This window comes from Chryseobacterium sp. FP211-J200 (assembly GCF_001643375.1).
Classification (GTDB): Bacteria; Bacteroidota; Bacteroidia; order Flavobacteriales; family Weeksellaceae; genus Epilithonimonas; species Epilithonimonas ginsengisoli.
Genome location: NZ_LSHB01000035.1, coordinates 1 through 16,042, shown reverse-complemented (window position 1 = coordinate 16,042; position 16,042 = coordinate 1). Strand labels below are relative to the sequence as shown.

Annotated in this window: 14 protein-coding genes; 5 read left to right on the top strand and 9 right to left on the bottom strand. The window is 38.8% G+C overall.

All coding sequences use genetic code 11. The annotated features are described in order from the left end of the window. Window positions 1–7 precede the first annotated feature (7 nt). A complete protein-coding gene (gene pncA, locus AXA65_RS11755; protein ID WP_063970302.1) occupies window positions 8–613 on the top strand; it encodes a bifunctional nicotinamidase/pyrazinamidase in 606 nt (201 codons plus the stop codon). Between the two features lie 97 nt (window positions 614–710). On the opposite strand, the gene AXA65_RS11750 is transcribed toward pncA, so the two are convergent. Continuing rightward, window positions 711–1,229, bottom strand: a complete 519-nt coding sequence (locus AXA65_RS11750) for a DUF421 domain-containing protein (RefSeq protein WP_063970301.1) — start codon at window positions 1,227–1,229, stop codon at window positions 711–713. 96 nt (window positions 1,230–1,325) lie between these two features. On the opposite strand from AXA65_RS11750, the gene AXA65_RS11745 reads away from it, so the two are divergent. Both AXA65_RS11745 and AXA65_RS11740 read left to right on the top strand, forming a co-directional pair. Beyond that, window positions 1,326–1,766 carry a nuclear transport factor 2 family protein gene (locus AXA65_RS11745; protein ID WP_063970300.1) on the top strand — a complete coding sequence of 147 codons (441 nt, stop codon included), beginning with the start codon at window positions 1,326–1,328 and terminating at the stop codon, window positions 1,764–1,766. A gap of 46 nt (window positions 1,767–1,812) precedes the next feature. Continuing rightward, window positions 1,813–2,580: a hypothetical protein gene (locus tag AXA65_RS11740; RefSeq protein ID WP_063970299.1), complete on the top strand. Its 768-nt coding sequence runs from the start codon at window positions 1,813–1,815 to the stop codon at window positions 2,578–2,580. 58 nt (window positions 2,581–2,638) lie between these two features. Here AXA65_RS11740 and AXA65_RS11735 read toward each other — a convergent pair whose 3' ends face one another. From AXA65_RS11735 to AXA65_RS11710, 6 genes are all read right to left on the bottom strand, one after another. After that, on the bottom strand, window positions 2,639–3,655 hold the full coding sequence (locus AXA65_RS11735) for a T9SS type A sorting domain-containing protein (protein WP_063970298.1): 1,017 nt from the start codon (window positions 3,653–3,655) through the stop codon (window positions 2,639–2,641). A 171-nt stretch (window positions 3,656–3,826) separates the two neighbouring features. Further along, window positions 3,827–4,993 carry a proline dehydrogenase family protein gene (locus AXA65_RS11730; protein WP_063970358.1) on the bottom strand — a complete coding sequence of 389 codons (1,167 nt, stop codon included), beginning with the start codon at window positions 4,991–4,993 and terminating at the stop codon, window positions 3,827–3,829. A 466-nt stretch (window positions 4,994–5,459) separates the two neighbouring features. Next, on the bottom strand, window positions 5,460–6,977 hold the full coding sequence (gene purH / locus AXA65_RS11725) for a bifunctional phosphoribosylaminoimidazolecarboxamide formyltransferase/IMP cyclohydrolase (RefSeq protein ID WP_063970297.1): 1,518 nt from the start codon (window positions 6,975–6,977) through the stop codon (window positions 5,460–5,462). Between the two features lie 208 nt (window positions 6,978–7,185). Next, on the bottom strand, window positions 7,186–7,749 hold the full coding sequence (purN, locus tag AXA65_RS11720) for a phosphoribosylglycinamide formyltransferase (RefSeq protein ID WP_063970296.1): 564 nt from the start codon (window positions 7,747–7,749) through the stop codon (window positions 7,186–7,188). A 75-nt stretch (window positions 7,750–7,824) separates the two neighbouring features. Further along, window positions 7,825–8,817 carry a phosphoribosylformylglycinamidine cyclo-ligase gene (purM, locus tag AXA65_RS11715; RefSeq protein WP_063970295.1) on the bottom strand — a complete coding sequence of 331 codons (993 nt, stop codon included), beginning with the start codon at window positions 8,815–8,817 and terminating at the stop codon, window positions 7,825–7,827. Between the two features lie 411 nt (window positions 8,818–9,228). Then, window positions 9,229–9,765 (bottom strand): NADPH-dependent FMN reductase, encoded by a 537-nt coding sequence (locus AXA65_RS11710; protein ID WP_063970294.1) that lies wholly within the window; start codon window positions 9,763–9,765, stop codon window positions 9,229–9,231. 203 nt (window positions 9,766–9,968) lie between these two features. Between AXA65_RS11710 and AXA65_RS11705 the strand changes: the two genes are divergently transcribed. Further along, entirely contained in the window at window positions 9,969–10,352 is a 384-nt protein-coding gene (locus AXA65_RS11705) for a hypothetical protein (RefSeq protein WP_063970293.1), read from the top strand. Window positions 10,353–10,574: 222 nt separating this feature from the next. Then, window positions 10,575–12,836 (top strand): glycoside hydrolase family 3 C-terminal domain-containing protein, encoded by a 2,262-nt coding sequence (locus tag AXA65_RS11700; protein WP_063970292.1) that lies wholly within the window; start codon window positions 10,575–10,577, stop codon window positions 12,834–12,836. 689 nt (window positions 12,837–13,525) lie between these two features. On the opposite strand, the gene AXA65_RS11690 is transcribed toward AXA65_RS11700, so the two are convergent. Further along, window positions 13,526–15,280 carry an endonuclease gene (locus AXA65_RS11690; RefSeq protein ID WP_063970290.1) on the bottom strand — a complete coding sequence of 585 codons (1,755 nt, stop codon included), beginning with the start codon at window positions 15,278–15,280 and terminating at the stop codon, window positions 13,526–13,528. Window positions 15,281–15,290: 10 nt separating this feature from the next. Next, window positions 15,291–15,836, bottom strand: a complete 546-nt coding sequence (locus tag AXA65_RS11685; RefSeq protein WP_063970289.1) for a tRNA methyl transferase PRC-barrel domain-containing protein — start codon at window positions 15,834–15,836, stop codon at window positions 15,291–15,293. Window positions 15,837–16,042 lie beyond the last annotated feature (206 nt).

Below are 16,042 nucleotides of genomic sequence, written 5' to 3'. Positions count from 1 at the left end.
TAATAACATGAAGAAAGCATTAATCATAGTTGACGTGCAAAACGACTTTTGCGAAGGCGGCGCTTTGGCAGTTCCAGAAGCAAACAACATCATTCCATACATCAATGGTCTGATTGAGGACAATCAATATGACGAGATCATTCTCACCCAAGATTGGCATCCTGCAGATCATAAAAGTTTCGCGTCCAACAATGGAAAAAACGTTGGCGAGACAATCAATCTAAATGGCGTTTCCCAATTCATGTGGCCAGACCATTGTATTCAGGGAACTTTCGGAGCGGAATTTCATAAGGATTTGAACCGTGAGAAAGTGACACACGTCATCCAAAAAGGTAAAAATGTTGAAATCGACAGCTACAGCGGTTTTCAGGACAACAATCATTTTATGAAAACGGGATTGGAAGATTATTTGAAATATCACGACATCCAATTGGTTGAGATTGTTGGTTTGGCTTTGGATTATTGCGTCAAATTTACAGCAATCGATGCTTTCAATGCTGGGTTTGTCACTTGTCTGCACTTCAACGGAACGAAAGCCGTGAATGTAAAACCGGACAGTGCAAGAAACACGATTTATGATTTAGCTGAAAAAGGAATTACTATTTTAGCGTAAATTCAACCTATATTTAAAAGTCTTCGACTCTGCTCGGACTGACATTGTTAACTAAACTTTGTCACACTGAGCGGAGTCGAAGTGTTTTTAATATGCTTTATTGATTCCTAAACTTCCGCTTCATCTTAATCTTATGTCTGGAATAATGTGTCTGTTCGGTATTTTTATCAGTCGAAATCACACTAATATCTCCATCAACTTCCAGAATTGCCAGCTTCACATCAGAAACATTTTCGATGCCGTGTTCGTGAACTGCTTCTTCCAGTTCATCTTCGGAAATGGAGACTTTCTTTAAAATCTCAGGATACACTACCCCATCTTTGACCAAAATATAAGGATGATCTTCTATCAGTTCTTTGATTTTCTGATCTTTGAAAATGAATTTCTTCACTACAAAATTCGCTGCAAACAAAACCAAAGCGGCGACAATTCCGCCTTCCAAACTGCTGTTGGAACCGACCATCGCATTTTGGACTGCATTACTTATCAAAAGCAAAAGAATCACATCGCCCGCATTAAGCTGTGACAATTGATTTTTCCCGAAAACCCTTACGGCAATGACCATAAAAAAGTAAACTGCAAGTGAGCGAACAACAATATCAAGAATTGGATTCAAAATCTAAATAATTTATCAAATAAAGATAGAAAATAAGTTCAATAAGAATTCACAGGAAACTTCATTATCTTTGAATTAGAAATTAATATTATAATTATGATCAAGAAATTATTAATAGCATTCAGCTTTTTAACCGTATCAATGATGTTTGCACAGAAAAACAATGACCAACAAGCCGTTATTGACGCTTCAGAAAAATTGAGACTCGCAATGATCAGCGGCGACAAAACCATTTTAGAATCTCTAATTCTACCTGAACTAACGTACGGACATTCTAGTGCTCACATTGATAATGCAAAAGAATTCGTAGAAAAATTGGTCAGCAAACAATCCAATTTCCTGACTATCGAAAACACAAATCAATCGATTCAAATTGTTGATAAAACAGCCATTGTCCGCAATCACTTGTACGGAAAAACAGCAGACCTTGGAAAAGAACCAGCAGTTGTGAATCTTGATATTTTATACGTTTGGTCTAAGACGAAAAGTGGTTGGAAGTTGTTGGCGAGACAGGCTGTGAAGGCGGAGAAGAAATAAAATTAAAAAATAAAAACTAATAGCAATATTTCATTCAAAAAAATTTATGAAACAAATTTCGGAATTATTTTATTTAGAAAATGACATTAAAAAGGGTCCGATTAAAATCACTGATATTGGAAAGTATAATGTTCATCAAAATACATTCGTTTGGTTTGACGGATTAGAGAAATGGGAAAAAATTTCTAGCTTAAAAGATGAGTATAATTTCGGAAGCCCAATCGCTCCACAAGCACCTAAAGAAATTTCAAAATTTGAAAAAAAAGTAAAGACTGATATCTCGAATTTCACAATTCATGTACTTAAATTTTTGGGTATATTTACATTGATTGGATTCTCTATTTTTGCTTTATTATATCTTTTTATGGCAAATAATTCCAATTTTGATAATGGTTTATCATTATGTGAAGAAAATATAGAAACTCATTTAAAAGAATTTGGACATCCAACTGATAAATTTTGTCAACTATCAAGTGAGGAATATTTTTTTCTTGAGAAAAGTAATCTCCTTACCAGAGATTATGAATTAGAATTTTTCCTATCATCGAAAAATGAGATTATAGAAGAAATTAAAACATCCTTTAACTCTTATTGGGGAGATAACGAAACTAACTTTTCCAATGTTGAGTTAAATAAAATATATAATGAAATAAGATGTTTACAACACAATCGGGCAATGGATTTTTATCCTGAAATTGCGAGGATTAAAATCAGAAATGATGCAGGTCAAATTTCCTTTATCTCTACAATCTTTTTATTAGTTGTTTTTTTACTAATCAAATTTGCAAATTTTGTAAAAGCAAATAAATCTTAATTTATTTATTATTTAAAAATCCGCCTCACAGCGGATTTTTCTATTAAAATAATTAAGGTTACTCTTTTATAAGCTTCGTCACTTTCGTTGTTGCATTGCTTTTGATCTTCAACATATAAGTGCCTTTTGCAAGATCTGAAACATCAAATTGTTCTGCACCTTTCAACGTTTTCACAACTCTACCTGAAACATCTAGAACTTCAACACTAGAGATTTGAAGTTTCTCAGGATTGTTGATCCTGAATATTTCTCTTACCGGGTTTGGATAAACCTGTATTCTATTATCGTATTGCAAAGTCTCTGTCACACCTAGGGTTGTAGAAGTGTAAGTAATCACAAAAGGCATGTCTAAAGGATAATCTGGTGCTGTAGTTGGATTTCCTGCATCTACGATAGAAGTCCATGTACCTCCAATAGCATCAAATTGTTTTCCATTAAAACTAGGCAATCCTCGATTACCCACAATACTAACGGGTGGTAAAAATCCTGCGTTTGCCGTCACTACATTTTGTAATTGATACTTGATCCAATATGTACCCGCCGTTAGCGTAACTGGCGTGTTGGCTGTTACCTTCCATATTTTTCGAGTGGTACCAGGAGCCGTTGTAACAGGAACTGTGGTATTACCTGTCCTGTAGATGTTGGAATCTACACTAGAACCAAATCTATTGGTCGTATCATCTCCGAAAACACTTGTCGCTCCTGAAACTGAAGGGTCTGAGCTGAAAATATTGACTCTAACCGTATTGAATGGTGATGTGGATCCAGCATAATTTGTTTGATAGGCAAAAAAATCTATTTTACTTATTTCCCAACTCACACCGGTAGGAACGGTAAAATCATCTGCAAGAAAAAAACTTGTAGTTGCTGATGAATATGTTCCACCTAAACCCAAACTCGTATTAGACTCAGTCGCATTGCCTGTATTATTCTGCAACTCAGACCATGTATAGCCTGTTGGTGCAGCAACCCCACTTTTTGTGGTTGCTCCGGTACTTAATCCTCCATTACTTAAGGATTGTGCATAATTGTTAGCTACAATTAAAGATGCAGCAAAAAGTAAAGTTTTTCTCATAATGCATATATTTTTAAAAATTCATTAAACAAATATAATAAATTATGAATAAAATAATAATATATAAAATTTAACAATATATTAATAATTAAAACAACATTACAACGATGGTCAATAAATAAAAAAAGACCATCAACAGACAGTCTTTGTAGAATATTCGATAAATACAAATTATTTTTTTCTTCTCTTCAATTCCTTACCAATCAAACCAAGCTCTCTCCCAGTTTGTCCGGCAACAGAAGTATTTTCCTGCGCTCTTCTGGTAAGATATGGAACAACATCTTTTACAGGTCCATACGGAAGGTATTTTGCAACGTTATAATGTTGGTCTGCCAAATAATAAGTAATGTTATCACTCATCCCGTAAAGCTGTCCAAAATAAATGTGCGGATTGTCGTGCTCCAGATTGTTGGCTTGCATTTTATCCATCACCAATTCGGAGGATTTCTCGTTGTGTGTTCCGAAAAATGCTGAAACCTTATCGAGATTCGCCATCACAAAATCAATTCCTGCGTTGTAATTATCGTCGGAAGCCTGTTTGTTCGGCTGGATCGGGTCTGGGTAATTCAGTTCTTCGGCTCTTTTTCTTTCCTTCTCCATATAAGCGCCGCGAACTATCTTATAGCCAATGGAATAGCCTTTTACTTTAGCTCTTTCCAGATGCGCATTCATATATTCCAGACGGCCGGTTCTGTACATTTGGATGGTGTTCCAAACGATGGGTTTTTCCTGATTGTACTTTTCCATCATCTCCTCACAAAGTTGGTCGGCGGCGTCTTGCATCCAGGATTCTTCGGCGTCAACCATCACTTTTTTGTTGTTCTCGAAACAGAGTTTGCAAACTTCGTCGAAACGGGTCACTACTCTATTCCATTCTTCTTTTTGGCTGGTTGTGAGTTCTTTGCCTTTCCCCACTTCTTCATAAATATCGATTCTCCCAAAAGCAGTCGGTTTGAAAACGATAAACGGAATCGCCGGATTACCAACAGAAAACCTGATGATATCTTTGATTTCCTTGCAAACCGCATCAAAAACTTCCTCTTCTTCTTTTCCTTCAATCGAGTAATCGAAAATGCTTCCAACGCCACGTTTGAACATCTGTTTTACCACAGACATACTTTCCTCTCGGGTTTCGCCACCACAAAACTGCTCGAATAAAGTTTGCTTCACGATGCCGTCCACGAACGGGAAATTGTTCTTAACGGTGAAATTAAGCAGTGAAACGCCAATATTCGTCAATGCAGGCTGTTCAATTGCCTTGAACATCCAATACGCTTTTCTCAGCTGAGCATCCGTTTTATCGGCAAATGCGAGCTTTGTATCATTGAAAATACTCATATCCAGAATTTGTCCCAAAAGTAAATATTATTTCGATTTCAAAATGAATTTTTAGTCAAAATTTTATCATTAATTTAAAATTAATTGACGAGAAAATCAATATCTCAACATAATTATAAATCTATCAAACGAACGATAATTTTTTAGACTAATTTTTATTAATTATTAAAAAGAAAACCCTTTCGAAGTCAAACTTTGAAAGGGTAATTTTATTTGAAAAGGCTTCGACTCCGCTCAGCCTGACAATTATTAATTGACAATATATTTTTCATTGTCATCCTGAGCGGAGTCGAAGGACTTTTATATTTTAGCAATCTTCAAATGTTGTACAAATGTTGATTTATGTAGAATCTGCAGCCCGACTTGAGCGGAAATCCTTTTTTGCGTAAATTAAAGTTCTATTTAGACTGAAATCGCCTGCAAAAAAGATTGGGAGCGGAAGGCGGAAATAGCTGCCCAACTAATATCAATGCAAGAAATGTCTCATTCCAGTGAACAACATTGGGATATGATGCTCATTCGCCGCTTCGATAGAATCATTGTCTCTCATACTTCCACCTGGCTGAATAATCGCCTTGATGCCTTCCTGCGCGCAGAAATCCACCACATCTCGGAAAGGGAAAAACGCATCCGAAGCCAAAACCAACTCGCCATCGAATTTCTCTTTGGCTCTTTCAATCGCTTGCTGTGTTGCCCAAATTCTGTTCACTTGTCCACCACCGATTCCGATGGCCTGAACGCCGTTTGAAACCACAATTGCATTAGATTTTACATATTTCACCACTCTTTGTGAGAACAACAAAGCTTTTCTTTGTTCGTCTGTTGGAGCGGTTTCTGTTACTAATTTAATATCTTCTGAGAATTGGTCATCAGCGCTTTGAACCAACATTCCGCCATCGATTTTCACCCAAGCTTGTTTGTCTGTAACCTGGTTTTTGATTTTGATGATTCTAAGGTTTTTCTTTTTTCTAAGGATTTCCAAAGCATCTTCGTCAAAGTCCGTTGCCAACACGATTTCAAGGAAAGTTTTGTTTAATTCCTCAGCCGTTGCCGCATCTACTTTATAATTCATTCCGATGATGCCGCCGAAGATGGAAACCGGGTCGCATTCGAATGTTTTGGTATAAGTTTCCAAAGCCGAATTTCCAACCGCAACACCACAAGGTGTAGAATGTTTTACGGCGCAACAAGCCAATTCATCTTTGAACTCATTTACAACTTTCCAACACAAATCCATATCTCTCAAATTATTGAAAGACAATTCTTTACCTCCCAAAATTTCAAAATCTTTCATTGCGCCATTTTCGAAAGTCGAAGTGTAATATGCAGCCGACTGATGCGGATTTTCGCCGTATCGCAAGTCTGAAACCTTTTTATAAGATGCGTTCAGGTAAGTTGGATATTCCTCATCCAAAAGCATTCTGGAAATGGCTGCATCATAAGCAGAAGTCAGATTGAACACTTTTCCGGCCAATTTCTTTCTGGTTTCGATGGTCGAATCACCATTTTCTGACATTTCGTTTTTGATGATCTCGTAATCATTCACATCCGTCAAAACCACAACTGAATTGAAATTCTTAGCTGCAGAGCGCAACATAGAAGGGCCACCAATGTCGATGAATTCTACCTTTTCGTCAAGAGAAATCTCCTTATTCACGTTCTCGAAAAACGGATAAAGATTCACGATGACCATATCAATCAGTCCGATTTCGTACTCCTGAACGGTTTTCATATGTTCCTCGTTGGAACGAACCGCCAACAATCCGCCGTGAACTTTCGGGTGCAGGGTTTTCACTCTGCCGTCCAGCATTTCCGGAAAATCTGTGACTTCATCGATTTGAATTGGGTTCAAACCAGCGTCTTTCAAATGTTTGAATGTTCCGCCAGTGGAAATCAATTCATAGTTCTGTTCTTCGAGAAATCTTGCGAAATCCACCAAACCGCTTTTATCAGATACGCTGATAAGTGCTCTCTTTTTACTCATACCTTCTCTTTCAAATTTTACTTTTTACAGTTTTATCCAAACTGTGATTTACCGGTTCTTTCACCTCCGGATTTCTATTAATTGTTCGCTCCAACGGAGCTATTAGATTTCTTTTCCTAATTAAAGTTATTTATAAATAAAATTTATAAACTATTACATTAAAGCACTTTGTGATTCAAAATGTAATTTTAACTTTGACTCAATATTTTCATTTATTCAAGACTATATCAATGGCTTTCGGGAAAATGTCGTATTCAACTAGATGAACTTTTTCAGCTACTTTTTCGGCTGTATCAGATTCATTAATCTCAAATTTTCCTTGCAGAATTACTTCGCCTTCATCGATTCCCGAAGTAACAAAATGAACGCTTGCTCCACTTTCTTTTTCTCCAGCTTCAATGACCGCATTGTGAACGTGATGTCCCCACATTCCTTTTCCACCAAATTTTGGTAACAGCGCTGGATGAATATTAATGATTTTTCCTTCCCATTTCTCACAGAATTCCGGTTTTAAAATAGACAGAAAACCTGCCAAAACAATCAAGTCTGTATTCTCCGGAATAGTTTGTTCAAGATTCTCTGAGAAGTCTTTTCCGCGTTTGATTAATTCATTCGGGATTTGATGTTTCTGAGCTCTTTCCAGTCCGTAGCATTCTCTATCTGCAATAACTTGGATGATTCTTGCATTTCGGATTTCTCCGTTGTCAATGCAATCGATGATCCGTTGAAGATTGGTTCCTGAACCTGAAATTAAAATGGTGATGTTCTTCATTATTTTGTAAAATGTAAAAAGTATTAATGTATTAATGATTCTTTAAAATCGTGCATACTTTTTACGTGAATACATTTATACAATTAGATTGATTTTCTCGCTTCCTTCCGTAATTTCTCCCACTACATAAGCGTCTTCCAAAAGGTCGAGGATTTTATCAACGTGATTTTCGTCGGTCACGAGAACCATTCCAACGCCCATATTGAAAGTTCCAAACATCTCTTCTCTTGCAATATTGCCTCGTTTTTCAAGTTCCAACATCACAGATGGCACTTTGATATTCGATGCATCGATTGTTGCGCAAAGACCTTCAGGGATGATCCTTGGAACATTCTCGTACAATCCGCCACCAGTGATGTGCGCGATACCACAAACAGGCACCTCTTCCAATACTTTGTGAATATCTTGATAGTACAATCTCGTAGGGACCAAAAGCGTCTCATACAAAGGTTTTCCTTCAAATTGCTCTTCGAAATCCGGGAATATTTTTCTCACCAATGAAAATCCATTGGAATGAAATCCTGAACTTGGAATCACAATGATTTTGTTTCCTGTTCTGATTTTGGAACCATCAATGATTTGGTCTTTTTCTACAATTCCGACACAGAATCCTGCAACGTCGTAATCGCCTGGCTGGTACATTCCTGGCATTTCCGCAGTTTCACCACCGATCAATGCACAATTGTTGTCTTTACAAGCTTTTACCATTCCGAGAACAATCTCTGCTGCAATCTCAGAATCGAGTTTTCCACAAGCTAGATAATCCAGGAAAAACAATGGTTTTGCACCGTGACAAAGAATATCGTTCGCACACATTGCGAAACAGTCGATGCCGATAGAGGCATATTGTTTGGTGTCCAAAGCGATCTTCAGCTTTGTCCCAACACCATCGGTTCCGGAAACCAACACCGGGTTTTTATAACCAGCGATCTCGTAGAAAGCACCAAAGCTTCCAAGATTGTTTAGAACATTTTTGTTATGGGTTTCGGCAACGGCAGATTTGATCTTATCTACGGTTTTGTAGCCTTCTTCTTTATCGACTCCGGCGGATTTATAGGTATTGCTCATTTTTTATTTTTTTTCATTGGGTTGAAACCCAACGTTAATAAATCGGTCGCCACGATGTGGCTTGTATTATTTTTTTTAATTCATTGGATTGAAATCCAATGCTGATAAATCGGTCGCCACGCTGTGGCTTGTTTGACTTTTTTTCCTTCTTCATCAACTCTTTCAGGTTTTGAGGCCTGAAAGAATATCAGAATTTACTAGATTTATTTCAAACTTACTTTTTCAAAATTGCAAAACAAAAAAGCCGACAATCTTTTAGATCGTCGGCCGCTATTTTAGTCCACAAGTTCAGAGGTGTTTTTGTAATTCTCTTGGCAAGAATTAGGATATTTCTCGAAATGAACTTGTTGAATTTTCATTGTCCTTATTTGATGGCAAAGTTACGCATTCTTAATATGATTTTCCAAAATGTTAAGCGAAAAAGTTTTTAACAGCCGTCAATTTTTCCTCGAACTCTGCCTTTTTCTCCTCATTTACAATGCCTTTTTCTGCATCGAAGTTGTCTTTGAATTTTGGTAAAGTGAAACTTTGAAGGACGCTTGCTCCACTGAAAGGTGCTCTAGCTTCGAAGGCTGCCACCACATTCTTTCCACCACCAGGTCCAGTCGCAGTTGCTAAAAGGAAAACTGGTTTTTCTCCAAAATGCTTGCGGTCTTTGATCCTTGATATCCAATCGAAGACGTTTTTAAAAGCTACTGTATAAGTGCTGTTGTGTTCAGCTAAAGAAATGATCAGCAGGTCTGCTGCATCCACTTTTTCAGCAAATGTCAAAGCTAAAGCTGGGATTCCGTCCTGATTTTGTCTGTCTGTGCTGAAGATGGGCATTTCGTAATCGTTCAAATCCAGAACTTCTACTTCTGCGCCAGCAAATTGATTGGCCGCATAGCCTGCTAATGTTTTATTGATCGAATCTTTGGCATTGCTTCCACCAAATGCTAATATTTTCATTGTTTAATTTTAAAGGCACAAATGTATTGACTTTAAACTTGAAATGAATTGATTTATGATATTAATTAAAAGCAATCTTCACAATGATCTCCAACATCCTATTTTCACAATATTATTGACGAAAAATACAGTTGGTCTTAAAATTGATAATGAAAATTCAAACCAAATTCATTATTGATTGATAATTCTAAATCTGCAAAGCCATGATCTTCGACAAAAATTTTATTAAGCCAAGTAACGAGAGTACCTATCACGTTTATCAAGAAGAATCTGGAAATTCAGATTTTGTCAATCCCTACAATGACAGCCCTTACCTGATCAGTTCGCTTCAGAAACTGCGAAACAAGGTGGTTTGTAAAAGAAAACGCAAAGCCATTAACGAGTGTCTCAACGACTACAAAGATGATATGGTCACAAATCCAGAGATCAATGTCTTTAAAAGCGTAGACGATATGAATCCCACGGCATCATTTGCAGATTACGCCCGATCATCTTATCAAAAAGTACTAAAAGACCTGGAAAACACCCAAAAACTGATTGACAAATTGGATATCAATGAACCAGATAGTATTAGGATCATCCAATAGTTCAATTCACATTTAAACTTCAAATCGATATATTTTATAGAGAGACCTGAGTAATTTCAGGTCTTTTTTCGTACAATATGAATGAACTTAATATGAACAAATCATACTTTTGTGAAATCAGAATCACATGCAGATTATTGATCTAATTCAAAAATCTCTATTTTCCCATAGTGAGATAATAAAGATTTTATTACATTTGTCAACAACCACTAAATAAATTTTATGTTAAAGAAAATTGTCTTTCTTAGTCTTTTAACACTGACATATGCGGCTTCCACAGCCCAGACCAAAACAACTCCGATCTACCTTGATGATTCCAAACCAGTAGCAGAAAGGGTGAAAGATGCCCTTTCCAGAATGACCTTGGAGGAAAAAGTGGGAATGCTCCATGCGCAGTCGAAGTTCAGTTCGGCAGGTGTCCCAAGATTGGGAATCCCAGAATTCTGGACCACAGATGGGCCTCACGGCGTACGTGCCGAAGTGAAGTGGGACGAATGGGACCAGGCCGGATGGACCAACGACTCTATCGTTGCCTACCCTGCCCTTACTGCCTTATCCGCAACTTGGAACAAGAAAATGTCATGGAACTACGGAAAAGCTTTAGGCGAAGAAGCGAGATATAGAAAAAAGGATATCCTACTAGGACCTGGTGTTAATATCTATAGAACGCCACTTAACGGAAGAAACTTCGAATACATGGGAGAAGATCCTTTCTTAACTTCCAAAATGGTGGTGCCGTACATCCAAGGGGTGCAATCCAACGGTGTAGCGACCTCGGTAAAACATTACGCATTGAACAATCAGGAGATGTTCCGCCACACAAGCAATGTGAAAGTGGACGACAGAGCTTTGTATGAGCTGTATCTTCCACCTTTTAAAGCAGCTGTAACAGAAGGAGATTCTTGGACCATTATGGGTGCGTATGACATGTACAAAGGACAATATGCCAGTCAAAATCAATATCTTTTGAATGACATCTTGAAAGGCGAATGGAACTATAAAGGTGTTGTAGTCTCCGATTGGGGCGCCGTAAACAATACCGAGCAGGCTATCAAAAACGGCTTGGACCTGGAATTTGGAAGTTGGACCAATGGTCTTTCTGCAGGGACCAAGAATGCTTATGACAACTATTATTTAGCTCAACCTTATCTTGACCTGATCAAATCTGGAAAAGTAGGAACCAAAGAACTGGACGACAAAGTGACCAGACTTTTGAACTTGGCCTATAAGACCACGATGAACAAGAACAAACCGTTCGGAAATGTAGCGTCTGAAGACCACAGAGCAGTGGCAAAACAAGTGGGTGAAGAAGGGATCGTATTATTGAAAAATCAAAACAACGTTCTTCCAATCAACCTTACAAAGGTTAAGACCATTGCAGTGATCGGTGAAAATGCCATCAAGATGATGACCGTTGGTGGTGGATCCTCTTCCCTGAAAGCGAAATACGAAACTTTACCATTGGAAGGTATTAAATCCAGATTCGGGAAAGAAGCGGAAGTATCTTATGCAAGAGGTTATGTAGGTGACCCAGGCGGCGAATACAACGGCGTGAAATCCGGACAGGACCTGAAAGACGACCGTTCTGCTGATGTCATTCTGAATGAAGCAGTAGAATTGGCCAAGAGATCCGACTTCGTGATCTTTGTTGGTGGACTGAACAAAGCGGATCACCAAGATGCAGAAGGCGTCGACAGAACAAGCTACGGATTGCCTTACAATCAAGATAATGTGATCGCGGCTTTGGCTAAAGCGAATAAAAATCTAGCCGTTGTTTTAGTTTCCGGAAACGCTGTGGCAATGCCTTGGATCAAAGATGTGCCAGCGATTGTAGAGTCTTGGTATTTGGGTTCTGAAGCAGGAAATTCATTAGCATCAGTTTTGGCTGGTGATGCGAATCCTTCCGGGAAATTACCTTTCACATTCCCTGTGAAATTGGAAGACAACTCGGCGCACCAACTAGGAGAATATCCTGGAAACAAAGAAGAATTGGCCGCTGGAAAAGGCAAAGACCAGAAAAACCCGATTAACATCACTTACAATGAAGGGATCTTCGTAGGTTACCGTTGGCATGACACCAAGAAGATCAAACCACTTTTCAGTTTTGGTCACGGTTTGAGTTATACGACTTTTGAGATTGGAAAAGCTAAGGCTGATAAAACAACGATCGGTCAGGATGATAAAATCACTTTCACTTTTACTGTGAAAAATACAGGTAAGAAAGCCGGTGCCGAGGTTGCTCAGCTATATATCTCCGATCTGAAATCTTCTCTTCCAAGACCAACCAAGGAACTGAAAGGCTTCGAAAAAGTATTCCTAAATCCTGGCGAGGAGAAAGAAGTAAGCATCACTGTTGATAAAGCAGCTTTAAGTTTCTTCGATGCCGATAAACATGCTTGGGTAGCTGAGCCTGGAGACTTCGAAGCTTTGATCGGGAATTCTTCCGATAACATCAAAACTAAAGTGAAGTTTACTTTGAAATAAACGATTCTTAAATGAATAAAACTAAAAAGCCTGAGAGATTCTCAGGCTTTTTTTGTTGGAAACATTACCATTGTATTACCATGGTTTGAGCTAGAGTCAAAAACAAATTAGACACAAAAATCCTCGTTCCATAGGTTTCACCTACGGCTAGTGATATTGAACCCTTTGGCTTCTCTGGAAAAGCAACCAACCTCAAACTCTTTAACTCTAAAACACTTAAACCCACCCTATCAGGCTGAGGCTCTCGAAGCCTAACTGAAAATAAAATTCCTTGCTCCATAGGTTTCATCTGTGGCTCCAACACAATTCAAAACCAAATCCTCGTTCCATAGGTTTCACCTACGGCTAGTGATATTGAACCCTTTGGCTTCTCTGGAAAAGCAACCAACCCTCCAACTCTCTAACACTCAAACTTACCCTATCAGGCTGAGGCTCTCGAAGCTTAACTGAAAATAAAATTCCTTTTGAATTTTCGATAGAAGGAATCAACATTGATCTCACACCGAACCTGTGTTTTGAAACCAAGACCCGCAGCCCGACCTGAGTGGAGCTCTTTTTTGCAGCTGGTAATGCTTAGGCAAAAAAAGCGGGAATGGAGGGCGGATAAAGCTGCCCTGAAAATCTTAACAAACAAAAACCCCAGAAGCATGAACTTCCGGGGTTATATGATAGATGATCGTCTTTAATGATTACTCAACAATGATCTTAGAGGATTGGTTTTTGGTTTTCACCACATAAACACCTTTTGGCAATTTGTGGATGCTCACTTTACCTTTGTCCTCTACTTTATCAATGGTTTGTACCAATTGTCCATTTGCGCTATAGATCTTCACAGATTCGTTCTTAGCGATTCCGCTGATGTAGAATTCGTGGTTCTTCACAGGGTTTGGATAGATGGAAAGCTTCTGGTTTTTAGCATCGATATCATTCGTTGCCAATCTTGAGTAACAAGTCCAAGACAGGTTATCAAAAGAAACACGGTTGTTGCTGGTCTCATCCACCAATTCGATCACGACATTTCCTTCCACGTTGATGTTGCTCACTGTGAAAGTACCTGCTGTTTTGGAGTAAGGGATCTGACCTTTCACTTCGCCGTTCACTTTTAGGGTATAATTTCCGTTTGAGTCCGCGAAAGGCAAATAAGTTTTCACAGTCAATGATCCGATTCCACCTGAGATCGTAGAAGATCTCAAAGAACCTTGTCTGATACAGATCGCTTTGTTGTTGTCCCCATCGATGTAGATCTGCTTGTCTGTTCTTGCTTTTGTAGCTGTCCAAACAATCCCTTGATTGGACCATTCTCTCTCTGCGTAAGAAGAATTGGCAGCTGGTAAGCTTTCGAAATCCTCGGTCCCACAAGTTGTTCCTGTTCCTGGTGTATCGCCATTGTCTGTCGTCCCTTGTACTGTTACGCTATTTGCAGACTTGTTTCCAGCTGCATCTCTTGCGGTCACATAGAAAGAATACGTTGTTGCTGCATTCAATCCGGAAACTGTTCCGCTATTTGTACTAACGTTGGTTTTGAAAACGTCGTTCACATAGATATCATAACCGCTTACCGCGATATTGTCTGTAGAAGCCGTCCAAGCTAAAGAAATACTTGAAGTAGTTTTTCCTGAAACGCTAAGGTCAAGTGGCGTAGAAGGCGCTTCTGTATCGGTAGTTGTTCCACCGTTGAAGGTATCTGGCCAAGTATTCTGAGCCGCTGGTCCACCCCATATCACTGTTGCCAAATAAGCATTGTCAATGAAAGGGTTTCTGTTCTTTTGGATGCCTGCAACCACATTGTTTCTTTGTCTTTCGAAATCAGAAACGGGATCTTCCACATTCCATTTCAGAAGGATATCTGGGAAGTCCGAAGAATAAGTTGATGGATTCATCGTGATATTCAATGGAAGACATCTCGTATTGTATCTCACGTACATGTACATCAAGATCCTAGCAACATCGCCTTTCCATTCATCACCTGGGTACCATCCGCCACGGCTTGTTTTGTAAGCAGTTGCTCCGGTTCCGTCATCAAAAAGAAGACTTCCTCTGGTGCTGTTCAATGTGTTGTCTGTCGGACGAAGGTGGTGACCATCTGCTCCTGGACCAGAAGTTCCCAAGTTAGGTGTCCCTTTGGATTTGGCATAGACGTGCTCACGGTTCCATTGCCCCGTGTAAGGTCTACTTCTCTGGTGTGTTCCGGAACTTTGAGAGCCATACATCAACAAGAGGTTGGATGGATTTTGAGGATCTGCATCACTCGTTTTGAAAAGTGAGGCCAATCCCGTAGAATAAGAGATCGTTTGCGTCTGAGTGGTCGTGATAAGTGTAGCAAGGTCATTTTTCAATTCGTTCTTCGTCTTATTGAAGTTGACACCAGAATAATACGAAGGCGCTGATTGTGAAAAAGCGACGAAGGAAATGATACTTGCAAAAAAAGAAAATTTTAATTTCATGCGATATGATTTAATTAATTGTAATAGTTGCTGTAGAATGTTTATTGAAATAGATCTCCAATGGATGGTCTTGGATAGCGACCAAAACAGGTGCCTCAAATTCCAGATAGAGAATACCATCAAAGAGATAAAGCGTGGCGATGACATCAATGTCCATCACCGCTGAATGGAGGCTGACCTCGATGCCTTGTTCCAATTCTTCATTATTGATGTTCAAATCCTGAAACTGGATCAAGTTTCCGGCAAAAGAAAGGACATCTGCCCAAAGACCTGGATGCTTCTCGCCTGCGCCTACAAAGAGTTGGTTGGTTGTCTCGTTGACCCCAATGACGTACAATGGTTCTTTCTTCCCGCCTACATTGATCCCTTTGCGCTGACCCAATTTGAAATCCTGCACACCCTGATGTTCGCCTACCAAAAAACCATCAAAGAGACCGTAATTCCTCTTCGACACCTTTCGGGTCAGCTCATCTCTCTTATTAGAGAAAACAACCTCATCTGCTGCATAGATTGCAGAGCTTGCTGGTATTTCGACGATTTGACCTTTAGTCATCATTAATAATGGGTTATTGATTATCTCTAATTCCGAAATAGTCCATTATTTTTAATTAATAGACAACGGGGGCGCTAAAGTAATTAATTTTATTTATATGAAGCATGTATTGCATAAAGATTTACAAAAAGATAACAATCGCTCGTTTTATCCGCCTTGCAGCCGTTTGTTCGAATAGTGAAGCGTATGGAGAACCGTGATGTAGGGAA

Bases quoted from the DNA above. Each gene is read 5' to 3' on its own strand.
- purM (WP_063970295.1), bottom strand. From the start codon at position 8,817: ATGAGCAATACCTATAAATCCGCCGGAGTCGATAAAGAAGAAGGCTAC.
- purH (WP_063970297.1), bottom strand. From the start codon at position 6,977: ATGAGTAAAAAGAGAGCACTTATCAGCGTATCTGATAAAAGCGGTTTG.
- AXA65_RS11705 (WP_063970293.1), top strand. From the start codon at position 9,969: ATGATCTTCGACAAAAATTTTATTAAGCCAAGTAACGAGAGTACCTAT.
- purN (WP_063970296.1), bottom strand. From the start codon at position 7,749: ATGAAGAACATCACCATTTTAATTTCAGGTTCAGGAACCAATCTTCAA.
- AXA65_RS11735 (WP_063970298.1), bottom strand. From the start codon at position 3,655: ATGAGAAAAACTTTACTTTTTGCTGCATCTTTAATTGTAGCTAACAAT.
- AXA65_RS11700 (WP_063970292.1), top strand. From the start codon at position 10,575: ATGTTAAAGAAAATTGTCTTTCTTAGTCTTTTAACACTGACATATGCG.
- AXA65_RS11730 (WP_063970358.1), bottom strand. From the start codon at position 4,993: ATGAGTATTTTCAATGATACAAAGCTCGCATTTGCCGATAAAACGGAT.
- AXA65_RS11710 (WP_063970294.1), bottom strand. From the start codon at position 9,765: ATGAAAATATTAGCATTTGGTGGAAGCAATGCCAAAGATTCGATCAAT.
- AXA65_RS11690 (WP_063970290.1), bottom strand. From the start codon at position 15,280: ATGAAATTAAAATTTTCTTTTTTTGCAAGTATCATTTCCTTCGTCGCT.
- AXA65_RS11745 (WP_063970300.1), top strand. From the start codon at position 1,326: ATGATCAAGAAATTATTAATAGCATTCAGCTTTTTAACCGTATCAATG.
- AXA65_RS11685 (WP_063970289.1), bottom strand. From the start codon at position 15,836: ATGATGACTAAAGGTCAAATCGTCGAAATACCAGCAAGCTCTGCAATC.
- AXA65_RS11740 (WP_063970299.1), top strand. From the start codon at position 1,813: ATGAAACAAATTTCGGAATTATTTTATTTAGAAAATGACATTAAAAAG.
- pncA (WP_063970302.1), top strand. From the start codon at position 8: ATGAAGAAAGCATTAATCATAGTTGACGTGCAAAACGACTTTTGCGAA.